Origin of the sequence: Microcoleus sp. A006_D1 (assembly GCF_036702805.1) — a bacterium.
Taxonomy (GTDB): domain Bacteria; phylum Cyanobacteriota; class Cyanobacteriia; order Cyanobacteriales; family Microcoleaceae; genus Microcoleus.
This window is the reverse complement of the sequence record NZ_JAUBVZ010000027.1, coordinates 1-24,515: the sequence shown is the minus strand read 5'-3', so window position 1 is coordinate 24,515 and position 24,515 is coordinate 1. Positions and strand designations below refer to the sequence as shown.

General features: G+C 46.0%; 24 protein-coding genes. 16 read left to right on the top strand and 8 right to left on the bottom strand.

The window, feature by feature from the left end; translation table 11 throughout:
- Nucleotides 1–91 precede the first annotated feature (91 nt).
- The 3 genes from QUB68_RS28900 to mrdA all read left to right on the top strand — a co-directional run bounded on the left by QUB68_RS28900 (nucleotide 92) and on the right by mrdA (nucleotide 3,319).
- Nucleotides 92–457 (top strand): four helix bundle protein, encoded by a 366-nt coding sequence (locus QUB68_RS28900; protein ID WP_332998349.1) that lies wholly within the window; start codon nucleotides 92–94, stop codon nucleotides 455–457.
- A 122-nt stretch (nucleotides 458–579) separates the two neighbouring features.
- A complete protein-coding gene (locus tag QUB68_RS28895; RefSeq protein WP_332998348.1) occupies nucleotides 580–1,254 on the top strand; it encodes an N-acetylmannosamine-6-phosphate 2-epimerase in 675 nt (224 codons plus the stop codon).
- Nucleotides 1,255–1,504: 250 nt separating this feature from the next.
- Nucleotides 1,505–3,319 (top strand): penicillin-binding protein 2, encoded by a 1,815-nt coding sequence (gene mrdA / locus QUB68_RS28890; RefSeq protein WP_332998347.1) that lies wholly within the window; start codon nucleotides 1,505–1,507, stop codon nucleotides 3,317–3,319.
- A gap of 82 nt (nucleotides 3,320–3,401) precedes the next feature.
- Here mrdA and QUB68_RS28885 read toward each other — a convergent pair whose 3' ends face one another.
- Both QUB68_RS28885 and QUB68_RS28880 read right to left on the bottom strand, forming a co-directional pair.
- Nucleotides 3,402–4,184, bottom strand: a complete 783-nt coding sequence (locus QUB68_RS28885) for a Uma2 family endonuclease (protein ID WP_332998346.1) — start codon at nucleotides 4,182–4,184, stop codon at nucleotides 3,402–3,404.
- Nucleotides 4,185–4,366: 182 nt separating this feature from the next.
- A complete protein-coding gene (locus QUB68_RS28880) occupies nucleotides 4,367–5,407 on the bottom strand; it encodes a hypothetical protein (RefSeq protein WP_332998345.1) in 1,041 nt (346 codons plus the stop codon).
- A gap of 102 nt (nucleotides 5,408–5,509) precedes the next feature.
- On the opposite strand from QUB68_RS28880, the gene QUB68_RS28875 reads away from it, so the two are divergent.
- From QUB68_RS28875 to QUB68_RS28865, 3 genes are all read left to right on the top strand, one after another.
- Nucleotides 5,510–6,445, top strand: a complete 936-nt coding sequence (locus QUB68_RS28875; RefSeq protein ID WP_332998344.1) for a metallophosphoesterase family protein — start codon at nucleotides 5,510–5,512, stop codon at nucleotides 6,443–6,445.
- Nucleotides 6,446–6,616: 171 nt separating this feature from the next.
- The gene (locus QUB68_RS28870; protein ID WP_332998343.1) at nucleotides 6,617–7,504 is read left to right on the top strand and encodes a DNA adenine methylase; all 888 of its coding nucleotides are present in this window, start codon (nucleotides 6,617–6,619) and stop codon (nucleotides 7,502–7,504) included.
- A gap of 2 nt (nucleotides 7,505–7,506) precedes the next feature.
- A complete protein-coding gene (locus QUB68_RS28865) occupies nucleotides 7,507–8,802 on the top strand; it encodes a type II restriction enzyme (RefSeq protein WP_332998342.1) in 1,296 nt (431 codons plus the stop codon).
- Nucleotides 8,803–8,978: 176 nt separating this feature from the next.
- Here QUB68_RS28865 and QUB68_RS28860 read toward each other — a convergent pair whose 3' ends face one another.
- Complete coding sequence (locus tag QUB68_RS28860; protein ID WP_332998341.1) at nucleotides 8,979–9,119, bottom strand: hypothetical protein; 141 nt, start codon at nucleotides 9,117–9,119, stop codon at nucleotides 8,979–8,981.
- 70 nt (nucleotides 9,120–9,189) lie between these two features.
- Here QUB68_RS28860 and QUB68_RS28855 point away from each other — a divergent pair, with 70 nt between their 5' ends.
- From QUB68_RS28855 to QUB68_RS28840, 4 genes are all read left to right on the top strand, one after another.
- The gene (locus QUB68_RS28855) at nucleotides 9,190–9,393 is read left to right on the top strand and encodes a DUF751 family protein (RefSeq protein WP_332998340.1); all 204 of its coding nucleotides are present in this window, start codon (nucleotides 9,190–9,192) and stop codon (nucleotides 9,391–9,393) included.
- 406 nt (nucleotides 9,394–9,799) lie between these two features.
- Entirely contained in the window at nucleotides 9,800–10,192 is a 393-nt protein-coding gene (locus tag QUB68_RS28850) for a PadR family transcriptional regulator (RefSeq protein WP_293254500.1), read from the top strand.
- A 311-nt stretch (nucleotides 10,193–10,503) separates the two neighbouring features.
- Complete coding sequence (locus QUB68_RS28845) at nucleotides 10,504–11,040, top strand: cofactor assembly of complex C subunit B (RefSeq protein ID WP_332998339.1); 537 nt, start codon at nucleotides 10,504–10,506, stop codon at nucleotides 11,038–11,040.
- Nucleotides 11,041–11,257: 217 nt separating this feature from the next.
- Entirely contained in the window at nucleotides 11,258–11,389 is a 132-nt protein-coding gene (locus tag QUB68_RS28840; protein ID WP_332998338.1) for a hypothetical protein, read from the top strand.
- A 116-nt stretch (nucleotides 11,390–11,505) separates the two neighbouring features.
- Here the strand turns inward: QUB68_RS28840 and QUB68_RS28835 are convergent, their stop codons facing one another.
- A complete protein-coding gene (locus QUB68_RS28835; protein ID WP_332998337.1) occupies nucleotides 11,506–11,829 on the bottom strand; it encodes a DUF3155 domain-containing protein in 324 nt (107 codons plus the stop codon).
- A 156-nt stretch (nucleotides 11,830–11,985) separates the two neighbouring features.
- Between QUB68_RS28835 and QUB68_RS28830 the strand changes: the two genes are divergently transcribed.
- From QUB68_RS28830 to QUB68_RS28820, 3 genes are all read left to right on the top strand, one after another.
- Nucleotides 11,986–12,144 carry a hypothetical protein gene (locus tag QUB68_RS28830; protein ID WP_332998336.1) on the top strand — a complete coding sequence of 53 codons (159 nt, stop codon included), beginning with the start codon at nucleotides 11,986–11,988 and terminating at the stop codon, nucleotides 12,142–12,144.
- Nucleotides 12,145–12,217: 73 nt separating this feature from the next.
- Nucleotides 12,218–13,597, top strand: a complete 1,380-nt coding sequence (locus tag QUB68_RS28825; protein ID WP_332998335.1) for a sensor histidine kinase — start codon at nucleotides 12,218–12,220, stop codon at nucleotides 13,595–13,597.
- A gap of 45 nt (nucleotides 13,598–13,642) precedes the next feature.
- Entirely contained in the window at nucleotides 13,643–14,416 is a 774-nt protein-coding gene (locus QUB68_RS28820) for a hypothetical protein (protein WP_332998334.1), read from the top strand.
- Nucleotides 14,417–14,806: 390 nt separating this feature from the next.
- Here QUB68_RS28820 and QUB68_RS28815 read toward each other — a convergent pair whose 3' ends face one another.
- Nucleotides 14,807–19,678 carry a CHAT domain-containing protein gene (locus QUB68_RS28815; protein WP_332998333.1) on the bottom strand — a complete coding sequence of 1,624 codons (4,872 nt, stop codon included), beginning with the start codon at nucleotides 19,676–19,678 and terminating at the stop codon, nucleotides 14,807–14,809.
- Nucleotides 19,679–20,278: 600 nt separating this feature from the next.
- On the opposite strand from QUB68_RS28815, the gene QUB68_RS28810 reads away from it, so the two are divergent.
- On the top strand, nucleotides 20,279–20,473 hold the full coding sequence (locus QUB68_RS28810) for a hypothetical protein (protein WP_332998332.1): 195 nt from the start codon (nucleotides 20,279–20,281) through the stop codon (nucleotides 20,471–20,473).
- A gap of 229 nt (nucleotides 20,474–20,702) precedes the next feature.
- Here the strand turns inward: QUB68_RS28810 and QUB68_RS28805 are convergent, their stop codons facing one another.
- A complete protein-coding gene (locus QUB68_RS28805) occupies nucleotides 20,703–20,981 on the bottom strand; it encodes a hypothetical protein (RefSeq protein ID WP_332998331.1) in 279 nt (92 codons plus the stop codon).
- A gap of 209 nt (nucleotides 20,982–21,190) precedes the next feature.
- On the opposite strand from QUB68_RS28805, the gene QUB68_RS28800 reads away from it, so the two are divergent.
- Complete coding sequence (locus tag QUB68_RS28800) at nucleotides 21,191–22,765, top strand: NupC/NupG family nucleoside CNT transporter (protein ID WP_332998330.1); 1,575 nt, start codon at nucleotides 21,191–21,193, stop codon at nucleotides 22,763–22,765.
- Between the two features lie 173 nt (nucleotides 22,766–22,938).
- Nucleotides 22,939–23,544, top strand: a complete 606-nt coding sequence (locus tag QUB68_RS28795) for a DUF3318 domain-containing protein (protein ID WP_332998329.1) — start codon at nucleotides 22,939–22,941, stop codon at nucleotides 23,542–23,544.
- 13 nt (nucleotides 23,545–23,557) lie between these two features.
- Here the strand turns inward: QUB68_RS28795 and QUB68_RS28790 are convergent, their stop codons facing one another.
- Nucleotides 23,558–24,082 (bottom strand): hypothetical protein, encoded by a 525-nt coding sequence (locus QUB68_RS28790; RefSeq protein WP_332998328.1) that lies wholly within the window; start codon nucleotides 24,080–24,082, stop codon nucleotides 23,558–23,560.
- A gap of 27 nt (nucleotides 24,083–24,109) precedes the next feature.
- Nucleotides 24,110–24,340, bottom strand: coding sequence for a hypothetical protein (locus QUB68_RS28785; RefSeq protein WP_332998327.1), 231 nt, complete (start codon nucleotides 24,338–24,340; stop codon nucleotides 24,110–24,112).
- Nucleotides 24,341–24,515 lie beyond the last annotated feature (175 nt).

Below are 24,515 nucleotides of genomic sequence, written 5' to 3'. Positions count from 1 at the left end.
GGCATTGGGCATGGGGCATTGGGGATTGGGCATTGGGCCGAAGAGCATTGGGCCGAAGAGCATTTAATATAATTGAGTTTTTGAGGTAATTATGGGAAGACCTGATTTTGAGGAATTAGAGGTTTATAAGTTGGCGGAAAGTTTGGCGAATCAGATTTGGGAGATTGTTAAAAAATGGGATTACTTCACAAAAGATACGATGGGCAAACAGATCGTTCGGTCTGCTGATAGTGTCTGTGCTAATATTGCTGAAGGAAGAGGTCGTTATAATGACCAAGATAATCGGCGTTTTGTAAAAATTGCGAGAGGCTCTTTGTACGAAACAGTAAACTGGTTAAGATTAGCCTATGTTAGACAACTTATCACAAGCGAAGAAGTAAGCAAATTTAAACCAATTGTCGATAAATTACTACCAAAACTTAACGCTTATTTGAGTTCAATAGGGCACAGGGAATAAATTACAAAAAAAACCGGATGCCCGATGCCCGATGCCCGATGCCCGATGCCCGATGCCCGATGCCCGATGCCCGATGCCCAATGCCCGATGCCCGATGCCCAATTCCCCATTCCCAATTCCCCATGATTAATTGTCAAATTCCTACAGGATTAATTGTTTCTTGTCAAGCACCTGCTGATTCGCCGCTGCACGATCCGATCGTCATTGCAGCAATGGCTCGCACCGCCGTCAATCGAGGAGCCTCGGGGGTGCGGATTGACACTCCGGCTCACATTGCGGCGGTGCGAAAACAGATATCCGCTCCCATAATTGGGATTTGGAAGCAGCAATTGCCGGGATGTGAGATTTACATTACTCCTCGGTTTGAAGACGCGCGGGCGATCGCACTTGCAGGAGCAGATATCATCGCCATTGACGCTACTGAGAGAAACCGTCCTCCTGGCGAAGACCTAAAGACGTTAATCGCGCGAATTCACAGCGAATTGGGCAAATTAGTGATGGCTGATGTCGATACAATCGAAGCTGCGATCGCGGCGGTTGAAGCTGGTGCAGATACTGTCGGTACTACTCTTTTTGGCTACACTCCCCACACGGAAAATTTCTCGCCGCCCGGATTTGATTTGCTCGCCCAAATGGTACAAAAGCTTGAGATTCCGGTTATCTGCGAAGGCGGAATTGCTGGGCCATCCATGGCCAAAAAAGCATTGGATTTAGGAGCGGCGGCTGTGGTTGTCGGCACTGATATCACTGGGATTGATATTAAGGTGACAGCCTATACGTCAGTGATTGGGAAGTAAGAAGGCAGAAGGCACAAGGCAGAAGAAATATTTGGCTGGGGATTTTAATCGCTTCTCGGCTGAATTTTCATAAAAAATTCATATTTAAGATATAGATTAATTGAACTATCCGGCTGATTTGTCTGCCAATCGGCAGAATTTATCTATGTCACTAAACAGTGACAATTTATAGTGGCTGCATCCTCCGCTAAATAATCCGGATGGGAATCAGATATGGCTGTTAATTGCATAAAAGAGCAGATTAATTCATATGGCTAGCGATTTTTCTTTTAACTCTAAAGTCCGATTAAACAAAAATACCTCGGACAATCCTGGAGGGCAACGCAGTCGATCGCTCCAAGTGATGGTTTTTATGCTGATAGTCACTACCATGGTGGCGATGCCGATCTTTCGTTTAGCCGAATTGCAACTCGTACAGGGAGCTTACAACCGCCAGCGGGCGGAAAACAACCGCATTCGCCCTGTGTCAGTCGCAGCGACTCGTGGTCAAATTTTAGACCGCAACGGCAAAATTTTTGCGGCCAACCGCGTATCGCGATCGGTGTATTTGTGGCCAAAAGAGCGATCGCCCAAAGAGTGGCAAGAAGTCGCCACTACACTTAGCCCGATCGTCAAAGTTCCCGCGGCCGAAATTGTCAAAAAAATCAATGAAGCAGGCTACAAATCAGCCCTACCAGTGCGAATTAGTAAAAATATCGATGTCGGTACTTTCGTCGCTTTGGGAGAACAAGCTAATACTTTGCAGGGAGTTGAAATTCGCGCCGAATCGAGTCGCGACAATCCCAACCAGCAATTAGCCGCCCACCTTTTGGGATACGTCGGCGAAGCTAGTTTAGATCAATTAAAAGCCAATCCTGCCTATCCGATGGGCATGATCGTCGGTCAGATGGGAGTTGAAAAATTAGTTAATCCCACTTTAGAAGGCGTTTGGGGAAACCGTTTGATCGAGGTGAATGCTAAGGGCGAGGAAATCCAAGATTTAGGCGTAAAAGACCCTATTCCCGGCAAACCGGTGCAGCTAACCTTAGATTTAGATATGCAGAAAACTGCGGAAAAAGCTTTGGGCGATCGCCTGGGTGCGGTGGTGGCGATCGACGTGAAAACCGGAGCGCTTTTAACAATGGGTAGTTGGCCGACATTTGACCCCAACATTTTCACCCGCAAGGTGACTCAAAAAGAATGGGATCGACTGCAAGGGCCAGAAAAACCGTTTTTAAATCGGGCAGTTCAAGGCTATCCAGTCGGCAGCACTTTTAAGATTGTCACCTCTGTAGCCGGGATGGAATCGGGCAAGTTTGCTCCTGACTCGACTTTAGAATCATCTTCTTCAATTACGATCGGCGGAATTTCTTTCAACGAACACGGTGCGGGTAAAGGCGTTATCGGTTTCCGCGATGCTTTAGCCTACAGCAGCAATACGTTTTTCTATCAAGTAGGGATGGCCGCAGGCCCCGAACAAATGTCGAAATGGGCTAAGAAAATGGGTATTGGTGGCACGATTAATTTAGACCTTTTGGGGTTGGACGCGGCTAATCACGGTCAAGTTCCGACACCGGCAGAGAAAAATAAAATGTACAAGGAAGATTGGTATGTGGGCGATACGGTAACAATGGCGATCGGTCAAGGTTTGGTACTTTGTACTCCCCTAGAATTGGCAGTGATGGTATCAACTATTGCCAACGGTGGTTCGCGAGTGCAGCCGCATTTGTTGGCTTCTCAAACCAATACACCGCTCACAAAAAAAATCCCAACTGGTATTAAACCTTCTACTTTAAAGGTCGTTAAAGAAGGATTGATTGACGTGGTGAAAAAAGGTACAGGTCGTGGTCTGAATGACGGTACTATTCCTTTAAGTGCTGGTAAGACTGGGACTGTGGAAATGCCCGGTCATCCTGACAATTCGATGTTTGTGGGTTTTGCTCCCGCTGATAAACCGGAAATTGCGATCGCAGTTATAGTCGAAGGCGGCGGATATGGTGCTGTCTCGGCCGCACCAATTGCTCACGAGGTATTTAAAACCTATTTTCAAAAGCAGGGTTTTAAACCTACTAATAAGCCTTTCTAGTCATGAGTTAATTGTTGACTGTTGACTGTTCATATTTTGTTGTATAGGGTGCGCGGGGCGCACCTTTTTGCTGTATGTGCGATCAAAAGTTTTCCCCAACCAATCGTCTCACTTCCAAGGTCGATAAATTCATCATTTGTGCCACCTGTTCCAGATTCATCCCAGAATTTAAGAGTTGAGTTAAGAGCGATCGCAATGTTGACTCCGCTGCCAGCCGTGCCTGCTCCGATTCTTGAAAGGCTGACTCCGCTGCCAGCCGTCCCAGATTTTCTTCCTTGTGAGTCTTCAGAAACTCACCAGTTTCAGGAACTCTAAACCTCAATTCTCCTGAAATTATATGCAATTCCAGTCCCAGCACCTCACTGAACAACCACAGCGTATCGAAAGCGATATTGTTAGCTGGAATCGGCTCATACTGATTATTTACTAAACGCACTCCCTGTAAAATTGGATTCAGATAATCTCCCGACGGATCGTACTGAAAATATTCCGTCACTCCCAAAGCCCGATAAATTTCCGGTTTGGTTTCTTGGTCTTTCGTCTGAGTTGTTTCCGAAGTTATTTCTAACACAAAATCGGGAGTAATTCCCCCTTCTTCCCAAACTTTATAATTATCCCTTTTGCGTTTTGCCACTCCAAACACCACATAAAAATCTGGAGCAACAACTGCTTGGTTGTTCCCTTGTTCATAATAAATGAAAGAATTCGCTGACACATAAACATCAGAACGCCCTTGAAAGTAAAGGTTGGCAGCTTCTACCGTGTAAATCATGTAATCGCGCGTGATGTCGCTTTCAGCCATCGGCTCTCCGTCGCTGCTGGGATATTTAATTTCTACTTGTTCGACTTGAGTTAAAATTGTCATTTTTCAATTTCCCTCAAAGTTAATTAATTTAATCTCTGGTAAATCAGCTTTTTCAGGTTCGTAGTGAGGACTTCAGTCCTCATCAAATGAGAGAGGACTGAAGTCCTCACTACAAACCTAGCTAATTTGATGCTGCGTCTTGAACTTTTCGGCTAATCTGAGTGTTGGCAAATACATCCGATTTAAACTTTATCAATCCCTCTCTCTAAAATAATCATTTCCGAACCAACAACCGGACTTCTAGCTATTAACTTTCCTTCCAAATTGGCAATTTGTAACTTGCTGAAATCGAGCAAATTAGCCTCTTTCCACATTTGACTGGCGAGCTGATTTTGCTCGCTTTCGCTGAGTTTGTACCAATCTTCAGCGACTTTGACACTCAAAAGACCGATCGAGAAATCAGCTTCAACAGACTTAACTAAACCGCCGCCAAGTCGATCGGTAATTTCAGCAACTTGATTTTGAATCGCAGCAATCAGCGACTGTTCCGGCGTCAGCGGCGGCGGCGGGATAATTTCTACAGGTTCCGGTTTTTTCGGCGCCGCTAAATCGGGCAAGTTACTTTTAAAATTAGCGGGTATAGGCTGAGAATTTGCGATCGCATCAGACGAGTTCGGCGTTCCCGTCCCCACAAAATCGTCAAACGTTGGCAGAGACTGGTTTGCTGCTGGGATAGGCGCTGTTGCTAGTTTCTGGGGCGGTTTTGCCGAGAAACTGTTGAAAGTTAAACCGATCGCAACAATCAAAATTGCAGCTAATCCCGCGTTTAAAATTGGATCGGACAGCTTGGCATTCGTAGATGCAGGTAGGAGCGATCGCACTAGGCGCACAATACTTTGCCAAAGTACGCCGAATTTCTGGAAAAAACTGCCGCCTGTGGGTTTTGATACAGACTTTTGATCGAATTTTATACCAACTTTTGGCGGGGGAACGCTCTTAACTTCCGCAGCAACCGCCGGAGGAGTTGTTGTTGTTGAGTCAGCTAGCGTGGGCGCGATCGGCTTTTGGGCCTGCAACGGAGGTTCTGCTGTTAATTTTTTCCCCTTTTTTCCCAAATTCCCAATCGAGACAATCAAAGCTTTGATTTTCTGATTTGTGGAAACAGCGCTGCTGGCATTTTGAGCTTGGCTGCGAGTCGCGGCCGACTTTTTCGGCGACTCAACCTCCGGTTTCGGAGATTGAGACGGTTCTGGAGTTGGTTGATTTAGTGGTTCTTCTGACATTTTCTTTGCCTTGGAGCGTTGCAAATATATGTAAACGCGATAAATTTTAGTTGAGCCATCCCAGCCTTAATTTATCATTTCATTAGTTGTAACTGAATCAAAATGAGCATCAAACGCCGTCACTTTCTAATTTTAAGCAGTCTGGGCACCTTAGGTTTGACCGGAATATGGAAAATGCTTCAGCTTCGGACTTCCTGGGGTACAGACGCCACTGCTGCTGTGCCTTCTAATCTTGAGGCCCCAAGGGCGATCGTCCCATTGCCGGCCTCACCGCCTATTTTACGCTTTATTTCGGTGGCAGACACCGGCACCGGGGCTGAAGGTCAGTATGCTGTAGCTGGGGCGATGGCGCAATATCACCGGGAAAATCCTTTTAATCTGGCTGTTCTCGCCGGTGATAATATCTACAATAACGGCGAAATAGAAAAAATTAATGCTGTTTTTGAGCAGCCTTATCAGCAGTTATTGCAGCAAAATGTTAAATTTTATGCTTGTTTGGGAAATCACGACATCCGCACTGCTAACGGCGACCCGCAACTTAAATATGCGGGTTTTAATATGCAAGGTCGCTACTATACTTTTCGGCGCGATCCGATACAGTTTTTTGCCTTAGATACCAATCACAATGCGGATTGGAAAAATCAGCTTGTTTGGCTGGAGAAAGAGTTGAGTCAAAGCACGGCACCTTGGAAGGTTGTCTTCGGCCACCACCCAATTTATTCTTCTGGCGTTTACGGCTCCAATCAATCTTTTATTAAGACTTTTACGCCTTTGTTTCAAAAGTACGGCGTGCAGCTTTATATCAACGGACACGAGCACAGTTACGAACGCACTCGCTCGATTAATGGTACGACTTATCTCGTTTGTGGGGCCGGCGCGGGCACTCGTCCGGTGGGACGTTCTGAGTGGACTGAGCATTCTGCTAGCCGCCTGAGTTTTGTGACGTTTGATGTCTATGAAGACCGGATGTTTGTCAGTTCTATCGGTACTGACAACCGGGTTTTTGACCGGGGAGTGCTAAAAGTGCGATCGGCTTAATTAACAATGTTGAGCTTCCGACATATCAGATGAAGAGAGTTATGTCAAGGTGCTTTTGTCGATATATTTAACGGCGACTTACGCCTTGAATAAATATTATTATTGCCTCTTGACTTGAACTAAAATTCAACTTACAATGTATTCTTGTTTGAGAGTGTTAGAGGCATCTGAGTGAAAACTGATACGTTAGCAAGACGGAAAATTAATCCGTTAGTAAGACCTTTCTTGAAGTGGGCAGGTGGTAAAAGGCAGTTATTGCCAGAAATTCTTAAGTATTGTCCTAAGCTGACAAGTAAAAATACATACTATGAACCTTTCATAGGTGGAGGCGCACTCTTATTTCAGTTACAACCCCAAAAAGCTGTCATCAATGATAGCAACAAAGAACTGATTAACTGCTATCGAGTGGTAAAAGAATCATTAGATGACCTGATGGAGGAATTAAGGAATGGTAAATATATCAATAACGAAACGTCTTATTATGACATGAGAGAATTAGATCGTTCAAAAAAATATGCAAAATTGTCGGAAGTAGAAAAAGCTGCACGAATTATTTATCTAAATAAAACCTGCTATAATGGTTTATTCAGGGTTAATTCCCAAGGTCAGTTTAATGTTCCATTTGGTAGATATAAAAATCCAAATCTTTTAGATGACGCTGTTTTAAGAGCTGTGAATAAATACTTGAGCAGCGAGACTATAATAATGTTGAATCATGACTTTGAAAAAGCTGTTCAAGATGCAAAGAAAGGAGATTTTATTTATTTAGATCCTCCTTACGATCCTGTTTCGGAAACAGCTTCTTTTACTGGGTATGATGTGAATGGCTTTAATAAAGACGAACAACAAAGAGTTAAAAAAGTTTTTGACGATCTAACTGAAAGAGGTTGCCAGGTGATAGTGAGTAATTCTTGTACAGATTTTATTATGGATTTGTACAAGGATTATCATGATAAAATCAAAAAAGTTAGGGCAACGAGAAGCATAAACTCAAATGCCTTGAAAAGAAGCATGGTTGATGAAGTATTAGTTTTAAATTACGAAATTCAGGATAAGTAAACATGAGTAAAGGTAACGAGACTGCAAACGATAAAGCATGGAAAATACTATTTGATACGCATGAAATATTAGAACAACTAGATAAAAATGGCTTTTTTGAAATAGAATCAAAGCAAATTAATAAACAACGAGAAAGTCGGCTGATGGCAAAGTTCGATCACTCTGTAAATTTGCCAAAAATATTTCGAGAAAACAAGTTATCAATTTTGCCAATTTCTCGATCTAAATATGTTATAGGTAAGTTTGAGACACACTTAAAAGTTCGATATGATAGTCAACTAGAAGCGATTTCTGTTGCTCCTCCCCAGTTAGAAAGTATAGATTACAAAAATTTATATTCTGAAAGTTCGGCATTGCACTGTGCCTTTAATATCGGCATCATAAATGATTTAGTTGAAGAAGAAACATTTTATACTGTTTCGGGTAGAATGTCTACAGAGTCTTTTGACTTTAATATTATCAATTCCATCCCGAATAAGAAGCCATATCCAATTAAGGTTGAAAATTCTCAGTGTGAGATAGATGCAGGATTTGAAAGTGACAAATATTTTATATTGATAGAAGCCAAGAAATATGCGATCGAGGATTTCTTAATTAGACAACTTTACTATCCTTACAGATTGTGGTCAAAAAAAATGAGTAAGAAAGTCATTCCAGTATTGATGACATACTCTAACGACATTTTTAGCTTTTTTATTTATGAATTTAGGGACGAGGAAAATTATAACTCTTTGAACTTGATCAAACAAAAGAATTATATGATTTCTCCCGAAGAAATACAACTCAGTGATGTCGAACAAGTATTCAATAGTATTAAAATAATTGCAGAGCCAGCAGATGTTCCATTTCCACAAGCCGATCGATTTGAGAGAGTAGTAGATTTATTATCATTGTTATTAGAAAGAGATTTAACCAAAGATGATATTACAGAAAACTATGAATTTGACCGCAGGCAAACTGACTATTATACTAATGCTGGTCTATATATTGGACTGATAGAAAAGTATCAAAATTATATCACAAACAAGGCAACTTTTCGACTTACAAGTGAAGGTAGGTTAATTTTACATAAAAGATCTAAATTAAAATATCTAAATTTGATTAATAAAATTTTAGAGCATGAAGTTTTTTATTTAGTCTTTGAATTAGCGATAAGCCTGGGAGAACTTCCGTCAAAAGATGAAATATGTAAAATAATGTCAAAAACTCGTTTAGATATTAATGATACAACTAAAGGAAGGCGTTACTCTACTGTCCGAAGGTGGATTTTTTGGATTTGGTCGCAAATCAAAGACTAAAATGATATTTTTATTCAAAAAAATTGTAATAGCGTCAACCTAGTTTTGCCTCCCACCCATTTCAGAAACGGACGCGGCAATACCCAAGAAGGTGCGGAAGCAGACATTTATCTAGAAGTAACGGCCCTATAATATTTATCACAACTACAACTGAATATAAATACTTCTCTCATTTGTCACTCCCTGGTTGCGTTGCGGCATTCAACAGACAGCGCTGGATCGATCGACCAAAAATTTTCGTTAGAATTATATATGTCAGCATCGCCGGGAAAAAGGCCCGATCGCCCGATCGGCAGATTTAGCTCTGGCTGTGCCAAAATTGTTTAACTCGCTCACAAGTGTTACCAGTCAAAGATCGAGCTGTAACACTTTACCCCACCTGTGCTCATGCAAGATTTCATCAATAACGTCTCTCGCTACCCGCGATTTTTCATTACGATTTGTCTGGGGATTTTCTTTTTCCTGTTCGAGCGACTCAAACCCCTGCTCGAACGGCCGGCAACTGCGATCGCCCTGATTACTTCGATTGTAGCGACTTTTGTGTTTCTAACTTTTACACTGCGCGCCATGTTAGGCCTGAGTCCGGTTTAAAGAGGACAAAAAGCGCCAATAGCAACGGCGAATTCAGACAAGCTAGAGCGCAGAGAGGAAGCAGACAAAGGCTTCGGAGAAGTTGCGAATTTTGAGTTAAAAGTTGAAACACCAACTCCCGAAGAAACTGCTAACTCTGGGGCGATCGCACACTTAGCAATAGTCGCTGCGATAGATTGGAAGAGGAACTGAGTAAGCTAGTTACGTCAGCGCTCCTCAACCTTGGTGCAAGCAAAGATTACCCAAGTGCAGGACAAGCGTTTGAGGCTATCAACATTCGCTGGGGAAATACTGCACCTCTGTTTCCCCCCATTCCCAGTTAATCCTTAGGAAGCGGCACACCCCGCCCCGCTTTCCTCTCTCGTTAACCTGACGGTATCACGAGAGTTTCCAGCGGATAACACAGATGAAATTTGAACACATCTATCAATTTTTTCAAGACCCCCCTCCTGTTTATCTAAACAAGGAACTAGCAGTGTGCTACATTCTCTCCGTGTTGTTGCGCGGAGATTCCTACGGTACAGAACTCATCGGACAACTAGAGAGGGAATTCCCCATCTACCGACTTTCTGATACCGTACTCTACAGCGCTCTGAAATTCCTCGAAGATGAAGCGGTAATCACCGGTTACTGGAAAAAAGTAGAAGGACGCGGCCGCCCCCGCCGGATGTATCAAATCCTCCCGGAGTGGCGGCACCAAGCTCAAGACCTGGCCCGTCTCTGGCACGACTACATCGGTCAGGGAAACGGCGCGTCTGGGCGTCGGCCCCGCGCCTTAGAAACTGGTCACACGGGTTAGCAGGCGCTGGAATCGGATGCCTAAACCCTTGAAATGCTGTCGCTGCAAAGCGAAATGCCTTCCCTGTCTTCGCTTTGCCAGCACCGCCCACAGCGATTAAAGCAGCTACACTACGTCAGGACTTACGCATGGTCACTTAACAATTTGGTGATGGGGAGATATGGGAATTTGGTGATGGGGAGAAAAATGTCTTGCTACAAAGCTTTCTGCGAATTTGGTTTAAAAAGTGCCTGCGTAAGTCCTCGATCGCTTTCGTCTGTAAATTTATGTAAAGTAATAGTAGAGAATTTCAATTACACAAACTTCTACCGATGGATACTACTGTTCTTTCTTCAACGTTTGTGATCACGCTGCTGATGGCTGTAGGCTTGTTTTTCTTCATCAAGGCCTCAGTCAAAGCTCGAATCGAACAAATCAAGCTGGCTTCGGAGAGCGCCCAAGAGTCACTGTTAACCCAGCTACAAGAGTATTTTGCTTCTAGGGCTTACCGAGTTGTAGCCGTCGATGCTCCCAACTATAAAGTCACTTTTGAAGGTTTTGTGCGGCCTAGTTGGTTTTTAGCTATTTTTCTAACCATGCTAAGTGCAGGTGGCACTCTGTGCTTGGGACTGGTTTTGGGAATGCTAGTTCCTTCTTCAGGTCAAATTTTCCTAGCTTTGGTACTGCTGTCGCCGCTGGCGGGCATATTTTATTGGAAAAAAGCTGGACGCTCGGAGCAAGTCTCGCTCAAACTCGAATCAGTCGCTGACTCGGGAAGCCCAACCAAGAGCTTTGTTACTGTCAGAGCTCACCGCGATGAACTAGAAGCTATGCAGCAAGCTTTAGATTTGAAACCGCTAGAAGATTAAAATTTTGTTTGGTGCGGAACGTTTTTTGATATGCTAGATGCCGTGATTAGACTTCGAGCAGACAAACCGATGAATGCTTGTGGCTCTGTCGTTGGCCCGAAAGTTCGATCGACCGGCACAGTCAGTCGATTTGAGATTTGAGATTTGAGATTTGAGATTTATTCCACAGATGAATCTGGGAGCTTGAATTTTTGTCTGAAATTTTGGGGAGCTCGCGATGAGTGTCGAAGGCTTGTATCCGTTTTTGGACAAGCTCAAAAAAAACCATTATCGTGAGAGTGCCCCCTGTGGCGATCGCCCCCGTAAGGCGATCTATCCTGCTGCGATGGCTCCTTATACCCTAGTTTAATCAGGACTTTTCGCATAAATTTCAGTTGGCACTCTCCAGACAATGAGAACGATCGCGCTTTTGTTAAAAGAGTTAGAAAAACATTGCTGTCAATGTTTTGAGCTAAACATTTTGCTCTAGGCGCGACTGACAGACACCACAGGAATTTTTTCTGTGGTTGCTTCCAGCATTACCTTTAAGCTGGGAAACAAGAAATGGTTCTCTTCTACGTATTGGGCTCCGAATAAACCTTTTTCAGCCCAGAAGTATCTGTCAGTGGTATGCTCGTTACGCTTGACTAACAGCAAAGCTGGGGGAGCAATGCCTTCGGCATGGATAAACTTGCGAGCCGCTGTTACGGGTTTATCTTCGCCGCTCTCGATGCTATATTGAGGCACACACTCTAAAATTCTGCGTCCTTCTTGTCGGCGGCGACTTTTGCGTTTGCGTCTCCTGGCCAATTTCTTTACCTCCTCTGTGAGCAGACAGGTTGTAATGATAGCTACCAAATCCGAGGCCAGTATATCCCTTCTAGCTCAAAACTTCAAGTGTTTTTAATATATCGACATAATCTTAATATTCGTGCCGATCGAGAAAATTGCAGAGGTTGTGGTATTGTGACCCGAAAAAGAGAGGGCAAAAGCCCAGAAAAGAAAGCTGTGGAAGCCCAGGGGAGAGGGTTTGAGGCAATTGTTGTTGGTCGGGTTCCCGCAGGCATTGAACTCCGGCTGCCTTCAACCACCACAGGAAGACACCTGAAATCTCCAAGTCTCTAACCTGTAATCGGCGACAGATCAATTGTAATTTACTTAGAATTTCGTTAGAGATCTTAATGTGGCGCTCATGTTAATGCCAGCCAGTTCAGAATTTGTCAAGATTTGCCGATCGCAGGTGGCGATCGCCGTCAGTTTGGGCGCGACATTCAGCGCGGTATACCTGACACAAGAGCTGGTATCCGGGAGCGAGGCAAAATTGGTGCCGATCGCGGTTTACCCAGAAACCTCAGTCGAAGAGGAAGAAAATCAGAAGTTGAGGCTGGAACCGACGGCAAGCTCGACAGTGACACCGGTGCCGCGGCGGCTGGCGGCGCCGGCTCTGGCGGTAGAAGCATCAACGGTGGGGGCGATCGCACCCGAGCCACTTCCGGGTTTTGAAAACAGTTCCAATCAGTGCCAAGGCCCGCAGAATCTGTGGCAGCAGCGCCGGCAAATTGTGACGCCTCTGATACACGAGGGAGCTGTAATGGGACTCCTGGTCAGCGGTCGGCAAGACAGGGCTTGGAACGATCGAGAGGAGGCTCAGATGCAACAAATTGCTCGCACCTTGGCCCTGGCTTGCATTTTAGACCAGCGCTCCCAGTGGATGCAGCAGGAATTGGGTTCTTCTCGGCAAATCCAGGCTCAGGTGTACGACACGATGCACAATTTGCTGCACCAGTTTAAAAGTCCGCTGACAGCGTTGCGAACTTTTGGCAAATTGTTAGCGCGGCGCTTGGTACCAGAAGACAAAAATCGCAATGTAGCTTTTAGTATTGTCCGAGAGAGCGATCGGCTCTCTGAATTGCTGGGCCAGTTCGATCGCACCGTTGACACCGGCGAAGCAAATCTCACACTCCCATCTGGCACTTCCGAAACAGCAACCTCCCATGTGCAATTAACTAGGCATTCTCCTCTGTCGCTGTCACCTGCGGCGAATAATGTGGAAGAATCCTGTTGTGTAGGATTCGTCTTAAAACCGCTGTTAATTTCCGCCGAGGCGATCGCATCGGAAAGCAACCTGTCATTACTAGCAGACATACCGCCCGATTTGCCGCCAGTCTGGGCGAACGATCGAGCTTTGCGCGAAGTTTTGAGCAATTTAATTGACAATGCTTTGAAATATACCCCTGCCGGCCGCCAAATTTACATTAAAGTAAACTACGAGGCAGCACACCGCCCGTTACCTGCCGTAGCAGTTGCAGTCAGCGACACCGGTTCAGGAATTCCCCCCCAGGATTTAGAGCATTTATTTGAGCGGCACTACCGGGGAGAAAAAGCGCAGACAGAAATTCCCGGCACAGGATTGGGTTTGGCTATAGCCCGCGATTTAGTCCGCCAAATGCAAGGAGAAATCGAAGTATTTTCCCCAATAAATCCTGAATGGCTACCATCTGGAGAAGCTGATTTATATCCAACAGATCGCGGCACGACATTTGTGGTTTGGCTGCGGGTGAATAATTCATTCAGTTGACAGTTGACAGTTGACAGTTGACATGGAAGTCCGAGGATTGGAGTAATGAATAGTCTGATTTTAATTTCTCCCTACAAGGGTTCCGGCTTTCAACCAATTTTTTCTAGTAACGAACTCTATTGCTTGGAGACGATCTTCATGAAGCATCTGCATTTATTCGATAAAATTCCCAAGTTTTCAATTTTTTTAGGACTTCTAAAAAAACACTTTTTTACTGTACCGTTTTTAGCTGCTTTCAACACTCTGACTGTCCTGATTTTAGGCGGGCTGAGCCTATACGCAAAACTCAACAACCAGGGAGACGGAGTTGAACGTTTGTTTAGCGATCCTTTTAATTCGTGGTTCCCTTACGAAGGCCTTCTCACCGGAGTTTCCGAAGTCCTCTGGTGCATCCCAGTCGCAATTTGTGCATTTACTTTCGGAGTGCTGCGCCAAAAAGAGCCGCGCAGTCGATCGGCAATATTCTTGTTTTTTAGCGCTTTACTGCTGGGAGTCTTTTTCCTGGATGACAGGTTTCGGATGACTTTGATTCTTTCTCGGTTGGGAATATCTACAAAATTAATTTATTTGTGTTACGGGAGTGCTGTTTTCGTTTACGGAGTTAAGTTTTGGCAATACATCAAAACTACTCCTTACTTGCCATTAGTCGCAGCATTTATTTTATTCGCTATCTCGCGGTTTGAGGATATTTTCAACTCCCCAAGTCTAGGAATACACGCGATGTTAGAAGATGGCACTAAGTTATTAGCTCTTCTGAATTTAGCTTTGTATTTTTGGTACTTATGTCATCAGGAGGTTGGGCGGCATTTGCAGAGTTAGTCATTAGTCATGAGTCATTAGTCATGAGTCATTAGTCATTAGTTAGTCGTAGGGTGTGTCGCCATGAAAAATCCTAACTTGCATACCCACAATCTCATAGCGACGCACCTCTGCATATAGGGCAATACGGTTCACTTAAAACTGTTCAGTCTATAAAACCATGTGAAAAATATATACTGCGATTGCTTCACGTGGACGTTCGCAATGATAAAAAAACGTTAAGTGAACCGTATTGGCATATAGGGAGCGTGTAAACAAACCGAACACTTTTTTGGGAGCAAAATTTTGTAAAAATGCAATGACTAATGACTAATGACTAATGACTAATGACTAATGACTAATGACTAATGACTAATGACTACTGACTAATGACTAATGACTAATTACCAATTACCAAGGATTGCCAATCATGGTGAAGGCGGCCCAATAATAAGGATGCGAAAGCAGTCGATCGCCCCGCGCGGCAATTTCAGGAGGCAAAATTAGAGTCACAGAAAGCCCTTCGACTCGCAGCAGCCCGTCTTGAATCCGCACCCGCCCCCGCAGCATCTGCAATTGCGCCCGCCGCAAAGCCTCGGCTTTAATCCTCAGATTCCCCTCGCCCCTAGGAGCTCGCAACTGCCGGTAAAACTCCGTCATCAGCCCCAAAGTTCCCTCATCGCTGACTTCCCACAAACTCGCCAAAGCCGATCGCGCACCGCTAGCTACCGCCAAACCCGCAAACCCCAACTCCGCCTCTTCATCGCCCAAAGCGGTACTGCAAGCGCTTAAAACTAACAAATTCACAGGCGGTTCATTCCAGCGCAACTGTCGCATTTGATCGATCCGCAATTTAGTATCCCACAACTGAATGTAAGAATTTTTCGGTTCCCCTGGCTGGAATTCGCTGTGAGTTGCTAAGTGAATGATCCCAAACGGACGTTGTGCCCGCTGAGCTTGCAAATTTGCGAGAGTAAAATCTTGATTCAAAAATGATTTTCCGTGCGTCGGCGGCGCGATCGACTCTAACTCCAGCGGTACCGCAGGTAATGGCGCTTTATCTTCAAATACCGACGCCCCCATCGCCAAAACTTCATCGTCAGCAATATTGTCGTAGCGGATATCAGTCAAACTCAGACTCGGCATCACACTAATGCTGTATTTTTCAATTAAAAATTCTTTGCCGTCATGAAGCGCAGCAAACGGCACACTTCGCAAACCTGCTGCCGGAATTACAATTAAATTGTCAATCTTTAAAGCAGTCAATTCTGCGGCCATTGGCGCAATTAACCACCGATAAAGTTTTTGAGCGGAATCCAAATAACTGCTGCTGCTTCTTCTTCTGGGATTAGTGATTTCGGTTTGAAACGCGTCAGCCAATTGTAGCACCTGCCAGCGCGTTGTCGCCGGAACTAAAACGCGCATCGGTTGAGCGTTAGCTGTGACTAACACTAATTCTAAATACCCCCCGTTAGGAACATCGGAAACTTCTTTGTCGGCAGGTGGCAACCTCTCCCCCAACTTATCTCCGTCTAGGCGATCGGGCTGGGGGATGAGGTTTTTTCTCACTGGCAATCGATTAGATAAATCCCGACTTGCTACCAGCACTCCTCCATTTTCTTTGGCGGCGGCGTCCGCTCCGCTGACCCAGTTCATATAAATTATTGCAGATTTTATCCCGGTTGTTTGTTCGTTTTGGCGCAGAGTTTTGTAAATTACCGACATATTAGTAATCGGGGTTCTGGCGGGCAAGTCCAGATATTTTTCGTATTCGCGAGTGAAGTTTTTCTCAAAGGCTAAAATACCAGAGCCTGCCGAATCGAATCTGCGAGAAGGAGCGAAAAGACTAGGGCTAATTGGGAAGTTTTTGTCTTGATTTTGCGGTTGCAATTCTACTTTCAAAGATGCCGGAAATGACTGCGCCGGAGCAGGATTTACGGGTACTAGAGGCGGTGCGGGAATTGGTTGGGGAATTGGTTGGGGAATTGGTTGGGGAATTGGTTGGGGAATTGGCTGGGGAATTGGCTGGGGAATTGGTACAGGAGGAGGCGGCGCACTTGGTGTAATTAGGGAAATCTGATTTGGTAAATTTCCTTGGGTGTAAGTTTGCCCAAAAGCAAAACTGGGCAAAATGGCGTTTCCAGTGCCAGCATTAATGCTTCCTTGGGTGCCGTTGTCGATCGCTCCGCCAACTACAAAAGGTCGATCGCTACCGCCGCCGTGTTGAATGGCGATCGCCCCCGCCCCCGCACCTCCGGCAGTAGAAATACTGGCAAGATTGCCCGATCGATCGTCGGTAAAAACATTGTTAGATCGGAACAAACCGAGGGTTGTCACATCCACGCTGCCGCCTGTGCCGCCCGTGCCGCCTCTAGCGTTGATAAAACCCAACTGAATGTTACCAGTCGCGCTCAGGGAAACTGCGCCGCCGTTTCCCTGAGTGCCGCTGGAGTTGAGATCGAGAGCGGAAATTCCCGCTGGCGAAGTCAGAGCAATATTGCCGCCAACTGCCCCCGAAGCGTTCAAAGATCCGGTAGTTAAATTGCCAGCATTGCTTTTGAGTGCGATCGCGCCGCCGGTTCCCGCTGCTGATGAGGAGTCGATCGCACCCGCAGCAACAGTATTCCCCTCAACCCGAATGCTCCCGCCGTTGGAGGTAATATTGCCAGTCCGAACCTCGCGAGTTGCTTGCAGGTTCACGCTGCCGCCATCCGTCCTTAAATTACCCTCTAAGAGGACATTTCCTGCCTTGATATTGGCTGCCAAAGCTGCCGTGGTATCCCCCCGAAGGGTAACAGAATCTCGCGCGTTCACGGTCAAACTGCGCGCGGTAATTCTCGAATTCGCCGTCACGCTAGCAGCGTCAGCCGAGAGCTGGCCCAAGCTCTGAGTTTGACCGACGGCGCCCCCAAAAGTAATGTTGCTACCAGCGCGCAGGGTCAAACTATTAGCCCGGCCAGGGTTGCTGTCGAGGGTACTGGCAAAAGCGATGTTGCCGGTACTGGCCGAAATCGTGCTGCTGCGATCAACTATGACACCACTGTTGAAAAGGATGTCGCCAGATGTGGCAATATTGCCCGAAACCTCGGTACTGCGGCCGTTGACACTCAAACTCGCCAGCGGTGCAGTTTGACCGACTGTACCGCCGAACCGCACTCGCTGAGCGTCAAGTTTCAGGGCGCGAGCTCCGTTTAGGCTGCCGGAAAACAGAATGTTGCCACTAGCTTGAGTGCTCAAAGCTGCATCAGCAGTCAGGGACAGGTTGCCGGTGAAAGTGAGATCTGCGCCGGATGTGGCAATGTTGGCGCCGATCGCACTTTGGGGCGCGTCGAGAGTCAAGGAAGCGCTGCCGCTGGTTCTCAGGGGATTGTCGATCGCGATCGAGCGGCCTTGAAGTGTCAGCGGGCTGTTGAAGGTAATCGGTGCGACGATCGCGATCGAGCTGCTGTTTGGACGCCCGATCGCGATCGAGCCAAAACCCCCGGCGAGGGAGCTTAAATCCTCTGCTGTCAAGTCCAAAATCCCTAAAATATCACCGCTACCGCCGACCCGAATTCCTCGGCTGTCGTTGGGTTGCAAGCGAATTGCTCCCCCCGCGCTGCTGACGGAATTGCTGCCGCCCCTGAAGTCAATGCCGTTAGCGGTGAGAGCGATATTGCCGCCGTTAGCATTGACTCCGCCCAGAGAGATGCTGCTGGCAAAAATGTTGATGTTGCCGCCTTGAGTCTCGATGACATCGTTGGCGTCATTGACAACAAACACTCCGCCTGCGGTAAATGTTACGCTGTCTCCGGTTCTCGCTTGCAGCCCGAGTTTGTGATCGGGCAAGTCTTGGAGGGTGATGTCGCCCGGAGTCTCTAGAATCAGGTTGCTGCCGGCGGCCATCTGTTCCAACTGCACCTCTGAGAGAAATGTTTCAGTGGCTTCTGCCGGTGCGAGTGTCTCGGCGGTCGATCGCGCGCTGGTGTCGCCGCTACCGCTGACGATCGTAATATTTGCCGGATCGAGCCACAAAGTGCCGATCGCCCCGTTAGTCGCGCGGGTATCGACCTCTCCTTGGAAAGTTAGAGCATTTTTGCCCGAAACTTCGACTCTGCCGCCGTTACCGCCTGCTGTGCCGCCGCGAGCAGTAATATTGCCGAAGAAGCGAGTGGTATTGTCTGCCCAAATTACCGCTGTGCCGCCGTTGCCGCGGTCGATCGCGTTTACTGCGATCGTAGAATCAGGACTAACATAAGTTACCTGAGCATTTGGCACTGGTTCCATCCCCCGCCAACCGCCACCGACGCGCACAACTCCTCCGCCGTCTGTCCCCGAAGCATTAATATTTGCGCCGAACAGTCCGACTTTTGACCCTAAAATATTGACTGTGCCGCCTGTTGTGCCAGAAGGGGCAAAGACATTTACAGTACCGGAGACGATCGCGCTGCCGGCATTTACCGACACTGTTTGGCCGCCAATTAGTACCAATTGACCTTGTTCGTTGGTAGTTAAACCTGTGGCTGAGGCTACGCCTGGCCCCGTCAGCAACTGAGGCAAAGCAACTGGGGCGATCGCAGATTTTCCCCCTGACAAAGACGGAGTAATTTCTAAACTCAATAAGTTACCCGTTTGACTGATGCGAACTGCATTTTTTCCGGCAACCGCAGCCACTGTAATTTGACCTGCCGGGGCTGACAATTGCCCGGTATTAATCACTGTGCCACCCAGCAAAGTTAAATTTTGACCGCTGCCAACTGCTAAGTTTCCCGCATTGACAATTGCACCGACTTGTGAGTTATTAAAATTAAATTGATTGGGATTTCCCACTAAAGCTTTGTAATCATTAATTCCGGCAGAACTGAACCAGCGATCGCCGAAACCAATATTTGTCGCAGTGGTCGCGAAAAAAGAACCAGGCACGTTTAATCTAGCATTTTGACCGAAGACAATTCCTGCCGGATTCATTAAGAATAAATTAGAGTTGCCACCGCTCACGGAAATTATACCGTTAATGACGGAAACATTGCCGCCAGAAATCCGCCCGAAAATATTTTGAATATTTGGATTAGTTATAAAATTCGCAATTTGACCTTCGCTGAGATTAAATTGGCTGAAACTGTGAAACAGATTTGCGCCGTTTCCCGACAGTTGTCCGCCGCTAATCTCTGTGCGATTTTTGTCGGAATTGACAGTAGTATTCGTGCCGTCCTTCGCCGGAACTACAGTTTGCGATCGCACTGCTAGCGGTAGCAGCCAAAAACCTAATGTCAAAATTAGAGCAGAGCGAAAAAAATAAGTCATTAGTCATTTGTCATTGGTCATTTGTCATTGGTCATTGGTCATTGGTCATTAGTCATTAGTCATTGGTCATTGGTCATTGGTCATTAGTCTGAGGGAAGTCAGAAAAGCTGATTCCCTATTGCCAATTCTAGTCTCTGGTACTTGAGATTTTTTTTGAGCTGTAATGTTCCGCGAAAGTGCCACTAAACTTAAAAAGGTCGATCGAGCTTTCGGGGCCGGGGATTTGCTCCCCGGGTGCGCATCTGTCTCTTTTGGTCGATCGCACTTGAAAAGCACGCCTTCCCACCATCTCGAAACTACCGTGCAGAGGTGATATTTATCTGTAGCGGGTATCTTGACAAAATGCCCGCTTTCGTCCTATGATTGCAGCAGTGATTGAATAAAACAGCAGTCAATCGATTTTAGATTTTAGATTTTAGATTTTAGATTTACCCCACGGATCAATGCGGGGGCTTGAGGATTTGAGATTTGAGATTTTGGATTGATTCCACGGATAAATCCGGGGGCTTGTACCATCAAGAAATTCTTGGTCAACCCACAAAATAACTAGCTCCTCTAATCAAGTTAAAAACAAAATATTGATGCTTTGAGAGACGACCCATGCAAACTCAAACTTTCCCATTTCTAACCGAACAAATAGTTGAGCGGATCTTTGCCTCAGGCGAACTGACTCGCGATGACAGACAGCGAATTCAGTCAATGCTCTTAAATGAGTCGATCGGCGAACATGAATTGAGCTTAGTTGAAAGAGTCATGGAAGGCGTAGTCAAGGGCATACTTGACGTGCTGAATTAGTTTAAAACTGGCGCTCCTTGATCTAAATATAGGGTGCACCTGATCGCGCATCTTACCAGAAAGAATTGGTTTAAAGCCTCTTCCTTAAAGGCGAGAAATTAAAACAAGACTATTCATTACTCGAATCCTCGGACTTCCAGGTAGAGGTCGCCCTAAACAGTCAACTGTCAACAGTCAACTGTCAACTGTCAACCTAATTTCCGATAAAATCGAAAATCGACTCACCGTTCTAAAAATCATCATCAGAACCCTCATCCGAGTTCTCATCCTGACGTACAAGCTCAGAAGGGGGTCTGTCGCTACTCCAGGCCCACCACACCGCGCTACACGAGCAGCGGTAAAATTCTTGCCACTTGCGGCGGTTGGACTCGGTGTATACTGGCGATCGGCGATTTATCCAGACCTCATCAGCATCCGTGCAGCTAGCACCGCACTTGGGACAGCAAAACTCAGTAGCGTGAACCGCCGCCGCAGTCCATTCGGGAGGATGTGGAGCAAAAGCTTCCATGTGTTAGAGTTTCTATTTAAACTGCTGGTAATTACGGCAAATCAAGAGTTGCTAAAGATCCGCTCCCGCTCGCAATGACATAAGTACACTGTTGAGTACGTAATTCATCTGCCAGTTATTTTTTTTGGCATTTGCCGTCCGATGAATAGTATAACTGATGTGGTGTCAGCCGTCGATCGGCATTCTCAGCTATTTCAAGGACTAGGCTCATGTCTATCTACAACTTTATCTCATTTCTGGGCATTTTTGGGTTATGTGCGATCGCCTGGATTTTCTCAGAAAACCGCCAAGTTAGGTATATACCTTGGCGCGTCATCATCTGGGGCATTGGGCTGCAATTAGTCTTAGGATTTTTAGTATTCCTGTTCCCCCCAACTCGCATCGCCCTAGAGTGGTTTACAGGCTTGCTCGATGGAGTATTCACCGCTGCTGACGCCGGAGCGAGATTTGTATTCGGCAGAAACATTGTACCAATACCCGGTCAAGACCCGCCAGTTAATTTAGGATATATTTTCGCCTTTCGGGCTTTACCGACAGTAGTCTTTTTTTCCGGCCTCATGGCCTTGCTTTATAACATCGGCGTAATTCAAATTATCACCGAAGTTTTTGCCAAAATATTTTACATGACAATGCGGTTGAGCGGCGCGGAAGCACTCAGCGGCGCGGCTAATATTTTCGTAGGAATAGAAGCAGCAATTGTCGTCAAGCCTTATTTGCCACAAATGACTCGTTCCGAACTTTGTGCAATCCTGTCTTGCTGTTTTGGGACTGCCGCTTCTTCAACTTTAGCAATTTACGTCAGTTTTCTCAAGCCTGTTTTTCCTAATATTTTAGGACATTTAGTTTCAGCCTCAATTATCGCCATTCCCGCTTGCTTTGTCCTCTCCAAAATCTTAGTACCGGAGACGGGAGTGCCGGTAACAATGGGCGGCATTCCCAAGGAAAATCCGAAGCCCCAAAGCCACGAGTTCATCGGCGATGAAATTGGAGACAATGATGGTGAGATTCGCAAACAAGAGACAGTTGGCGGAGAACCAATCGAACGAGTCAGCCCTTTGGATGCTGCGATTATTGGCGCATTGGACGGTGTAAAAATGGCAGTCGCCATCGCCGCTGTTTTGATTTTAATCTTAGGCTTAGTTTCCTTAATCAATCAATTCTTTGGCTGGCTGGCTGTGTTGCCGGCTCCAATTGGCACAATCTTTAGTTTTATCACCCTACAAAACATTCAAGGAGCCTTATTTTACCCGCTAACCTTGTTAACCGGAGTTCCCTTGGAAGATTCTTGGATAGCATCAGTCATCATCGGCCGGCGGCTGTTAGAAACGGCGATTCCGCCCTATCAAAGTTTAGCAGAAGCGGCGGCAAAAGGACTGATTAGCGATCGCACAGTATTAATTGTCAGCTACGCGCTTTCCGGTTTCGCCCACTTAGCCTCCGTCGGCATATTTGTCGGCGGTACAATCGCCCTAATTCCATCCCGCCGCAAAGACATTTCCGAACTCGGTTGGAAAGCCTTATTTGTCGGAACCTTAGCCACAATGATGATTGCCTGCATCGCCGGGTTATTTGACACCGGAGACGCCAGCATTTTAGGAGCTAAGACAGCCCCTGCTGCCCCACTAACAGCGCCTGCTTCCCCGAAACCGGAAGCATCCCCAGCCGCAAGTCCCAAGCCGTCAGTTGCTCCAGCAATTGCTAGCCCGAAGCCTTCGCCGAAGGGTGAAAAAGCAACTCCAAAAGCTCAAGAATCTCCTAAATCTGAATCCAAGAAAACGCCTTAAACAAGGTACGAGCAAAGGACACGGCATTGCCGTGTCCCTACACCAATCTTGAAATTATCTGCGTTAATTTGCGTTAATCTGCGGTTTCCCTATCAATCAAAAATTTACGCAATAAACATATCCTTCTATCCGTTACATCCGTTACAAAATCCGTTGCCGAACTTCCTTCAACTATGAATCCCGAACCTGAAATTCGCCGCCTGTTAGATGTGATGCCCGCCTCGGGCCGCATGACGTGTAAAATTATTAATAAGCCCCAACAATCAACGGTAATTGACTGCGATTTTCCTTTGCCTTGGCATCAATCTCGCCCGATTTACATTAATTTTGACTTGTGGCGGCTGCTATCTAAGCCACAGCGGGATTTACTGCTATTGCGGACTGTTAGTTTTCTGGGTAATTTTAAGTGGTTTAAGCCGGATATTTATCAAGGTGCGGCTGTGGCGGGAATTGTCGGGACTGTTGTAGAGTTGTTGCAGGGAGATGCGATCGGAATTGCGATCGCCGGTGGGTTGACTGGACTGGCGATGACTCGAATTTGGCGCGACAACCGCAGTTCGCAAGTAGAGCTAGATGCCGATGAAACGGCGATTAGAGTCGCTCTAAGGCGTGGTTACAGTGAAGCTGAGGCTGCGGGACATCTCCTGGGGGCGATCGAGTCTGTGGCGCAAATTGAAGGGCGCAGTTTGGATTTTAATGGGTTGATTCGGTGTCAGAATTTAAGAGCGATATCGGGTATTTCGGCCGTGGGCGTGCCCGATAGTGTTAGGCAAGATTGAAATAAAAACATCGCTACTCAACCAAATTAGCCTTAACAGACGAAGATTCCAGAAACTTAACTGCTTCATCCAGCATAGCTTCTGGTAATTTCTCAACAATCGCGATCGCCCTTTGACGAGTTTCTAGATTAATTGCTTCTGGTTGCTGCGAGTCGGTTTCTACAAAAGTGCCACTTTCAAATGCTTTTTGCTTCGATAAAGCTGCTTCTGGAGTAACAAAAATGCCGACATCTGCTGGAAATTCAACAGCTTGATGATTGTGACATTTTACCACCAGATTGGTCACATTCATCGCCACCCGCTGATTAAATCGAAAAAAATCTGCAAAAGTGCGAGATCCGTGAGTAGTTTGCAGTAAATGCTCTCCCAGGCGATCGACTTCCGTGGTAAACATAAATTTGTGTCTATCTCCACCGACTGACAGCACAACCTCGTGGGAGTTAAGGGCGATAGAAGGTTGAACAGACAAAACTTGCACTTTCATCGTCTTAATCAGCTTCGGTAACGTACTTATTTTAATCGAAAGTGCGATCGACAATGACTTACTCTTGATACTTGTCGCAATTTAAACCAGTAACTCACCAAAAATTGCTTGTTCTCGAATAGCCTGATAATTTTTCAAAATCTCCGACAACCTCAGCAAAGATTCTAATTCTCGTGCTTGCTTCGGAGTTAAATCTTTCCGTTCCGCTGCATAAATAAGTTCCCCAAGCACAATCAACCTAGCTTCAACAGGAATATTATTTTTGATTCCCAGCTCGATTCTTTCCTTAAAACTATTGAAAAGATTCTCCATTGTCCAATTCCTCCCTAGTTAAAACTTGAACGTTACCATCATTAAAAATCAGTGAGATTTTTTGCAACAGCCTTTCAGTATCCCAAACCATCGCTCTGGTAAGCTGTTTAACATTTAAATTGCATTAACTGCATTTCCTTTGTTTTTTATTTTTCGCCCCCATTTAATAATTAAT

Coding starts and splice junctions, on each gene's coding strand:
- QUB68_RS28900 (WP_332998349.1), top strand. CDS start 92: ATGGGAAGACCTGATTTTGAGGAATTAGAGGTTTATAAGTTGGCGGAA.
- QUB68_RS28895 (WP_332998348.1), top strand. CDS start 580: ATGATTAATTGTCAAATTCCTACAGGATTAATTGTTTCTTGTCAAGCA.
- mrdA (WP_332998347.1), top strand. CDS start 1,505: ATGGCTAGCGATTTTTCTTTTAACTCTAAAGTCCGATTAAACAAAAAT.
- QUB68_RS28885 (WP_332998346.1), bottom strand. CDS start 4,184: ATGACAATTTTAACTCAAGTCGAACAAGTAGAAATTAAATATCCCAGC.
- QUB68_RS28880 (WP_332998345.1), bottom strand. CDS start 5,407: ATGTCAGAAGAACCACTAAATCAACCAACTCCAGAACCGTCTCAATCT.
- QUB68_RS28875 (WP_332998344.1), top strand. CDS start 5,510: ATGAGCATCAAACGCCGTCACTTTCTAATTTTAAGCAGTCTGGGCACC.
- QUB68_RS28865 (WP_332998342.1), top strand. CDS start 7,507: ATGAGTAAAGGTAACGAGACTGCAAACGATAAAGCATGGAAAATACTA.
- QUB68_RS28855 (WP_332998340.1), top strand. CDS start 9,190: ATGCAAGATTTCATCAATAACGTCTCTCGCTACCCGCGATTTTTCATT.
- QUB68_RS28850 (WP_293254500.1), top strand. CDS start 9,800: ATGAAATTTGAACACATCTATCAATTTTTTCAAGACCCCCCTCCTGTT.
- QUB68_RS28845 (WP_332998339.1), top strand. CDS start 10,504: ATGGATACTACTGTTCTTTCTTCAACGTTTGTGATCACGCTGCTGATG.
- QUB68_RS28840 (WP_332998338.1), top strand. CDS start 11,258: ATGAGTGTCGAAGGCTTGTATCCGTTTTTGGACAAGCTCAAAAAAAAC.
- QUB68_RS28825 (WP_332998335.1), top strand. CDS start 12,218: ATGCCAGCCAGTTCAGAATTTGTCAAGATTTGCCGATCGCAGGTGGCG.
- QUB68_RS28820 (WP_332998334.1), top strand. CDS start 13,643: ATGAATAGTCTGATTTTAATTTCTCCCTACAAGGGTTCCGGCTTTCAA.
- QUB68_RS28815 (WP_332998333.1), bottom strand. CDS start 19,678: ATGACTTATTTTTTTCGCTCTGCTCTAATTTTGACATTAGGTTTTTGG.
- QUB68_RS28810 (WP_332998332.1), top strand. CDS start 20,279: ATGCAAACTCAAACTTTCCCATTTCTAACCGAACAAATAGTTGAGCGG.
- QUB68_RS28805 (WP_332998331.1), bottom strand. CDS start 20,981: ATGGAAGCTTTTGCTCCACATCCTCCCGAATGGACTGCGGCGGCGGTT.
- QUB68_RS28800 (WP_332998330.1), top strand. CDS start 21,191: ATGTCTATCTACAACTTTATCTCATTTCTGGGCATTTTTGGGTTATGT.
- QUB68_RS28795 (WP_332998329.1), top strand. CDS start 22,939: ATGAATCCCGAACCTGAAATTCGCCGCCTGTTAGATGTGATGCCCGCC.
- QUB68_RS28785 (WP_332998327.1), bottom strand. CDS start 24,340: ATGGAGAATCTTTTCAATAGTTTTAAGGAAAGAATCGAGCTGGGAATC.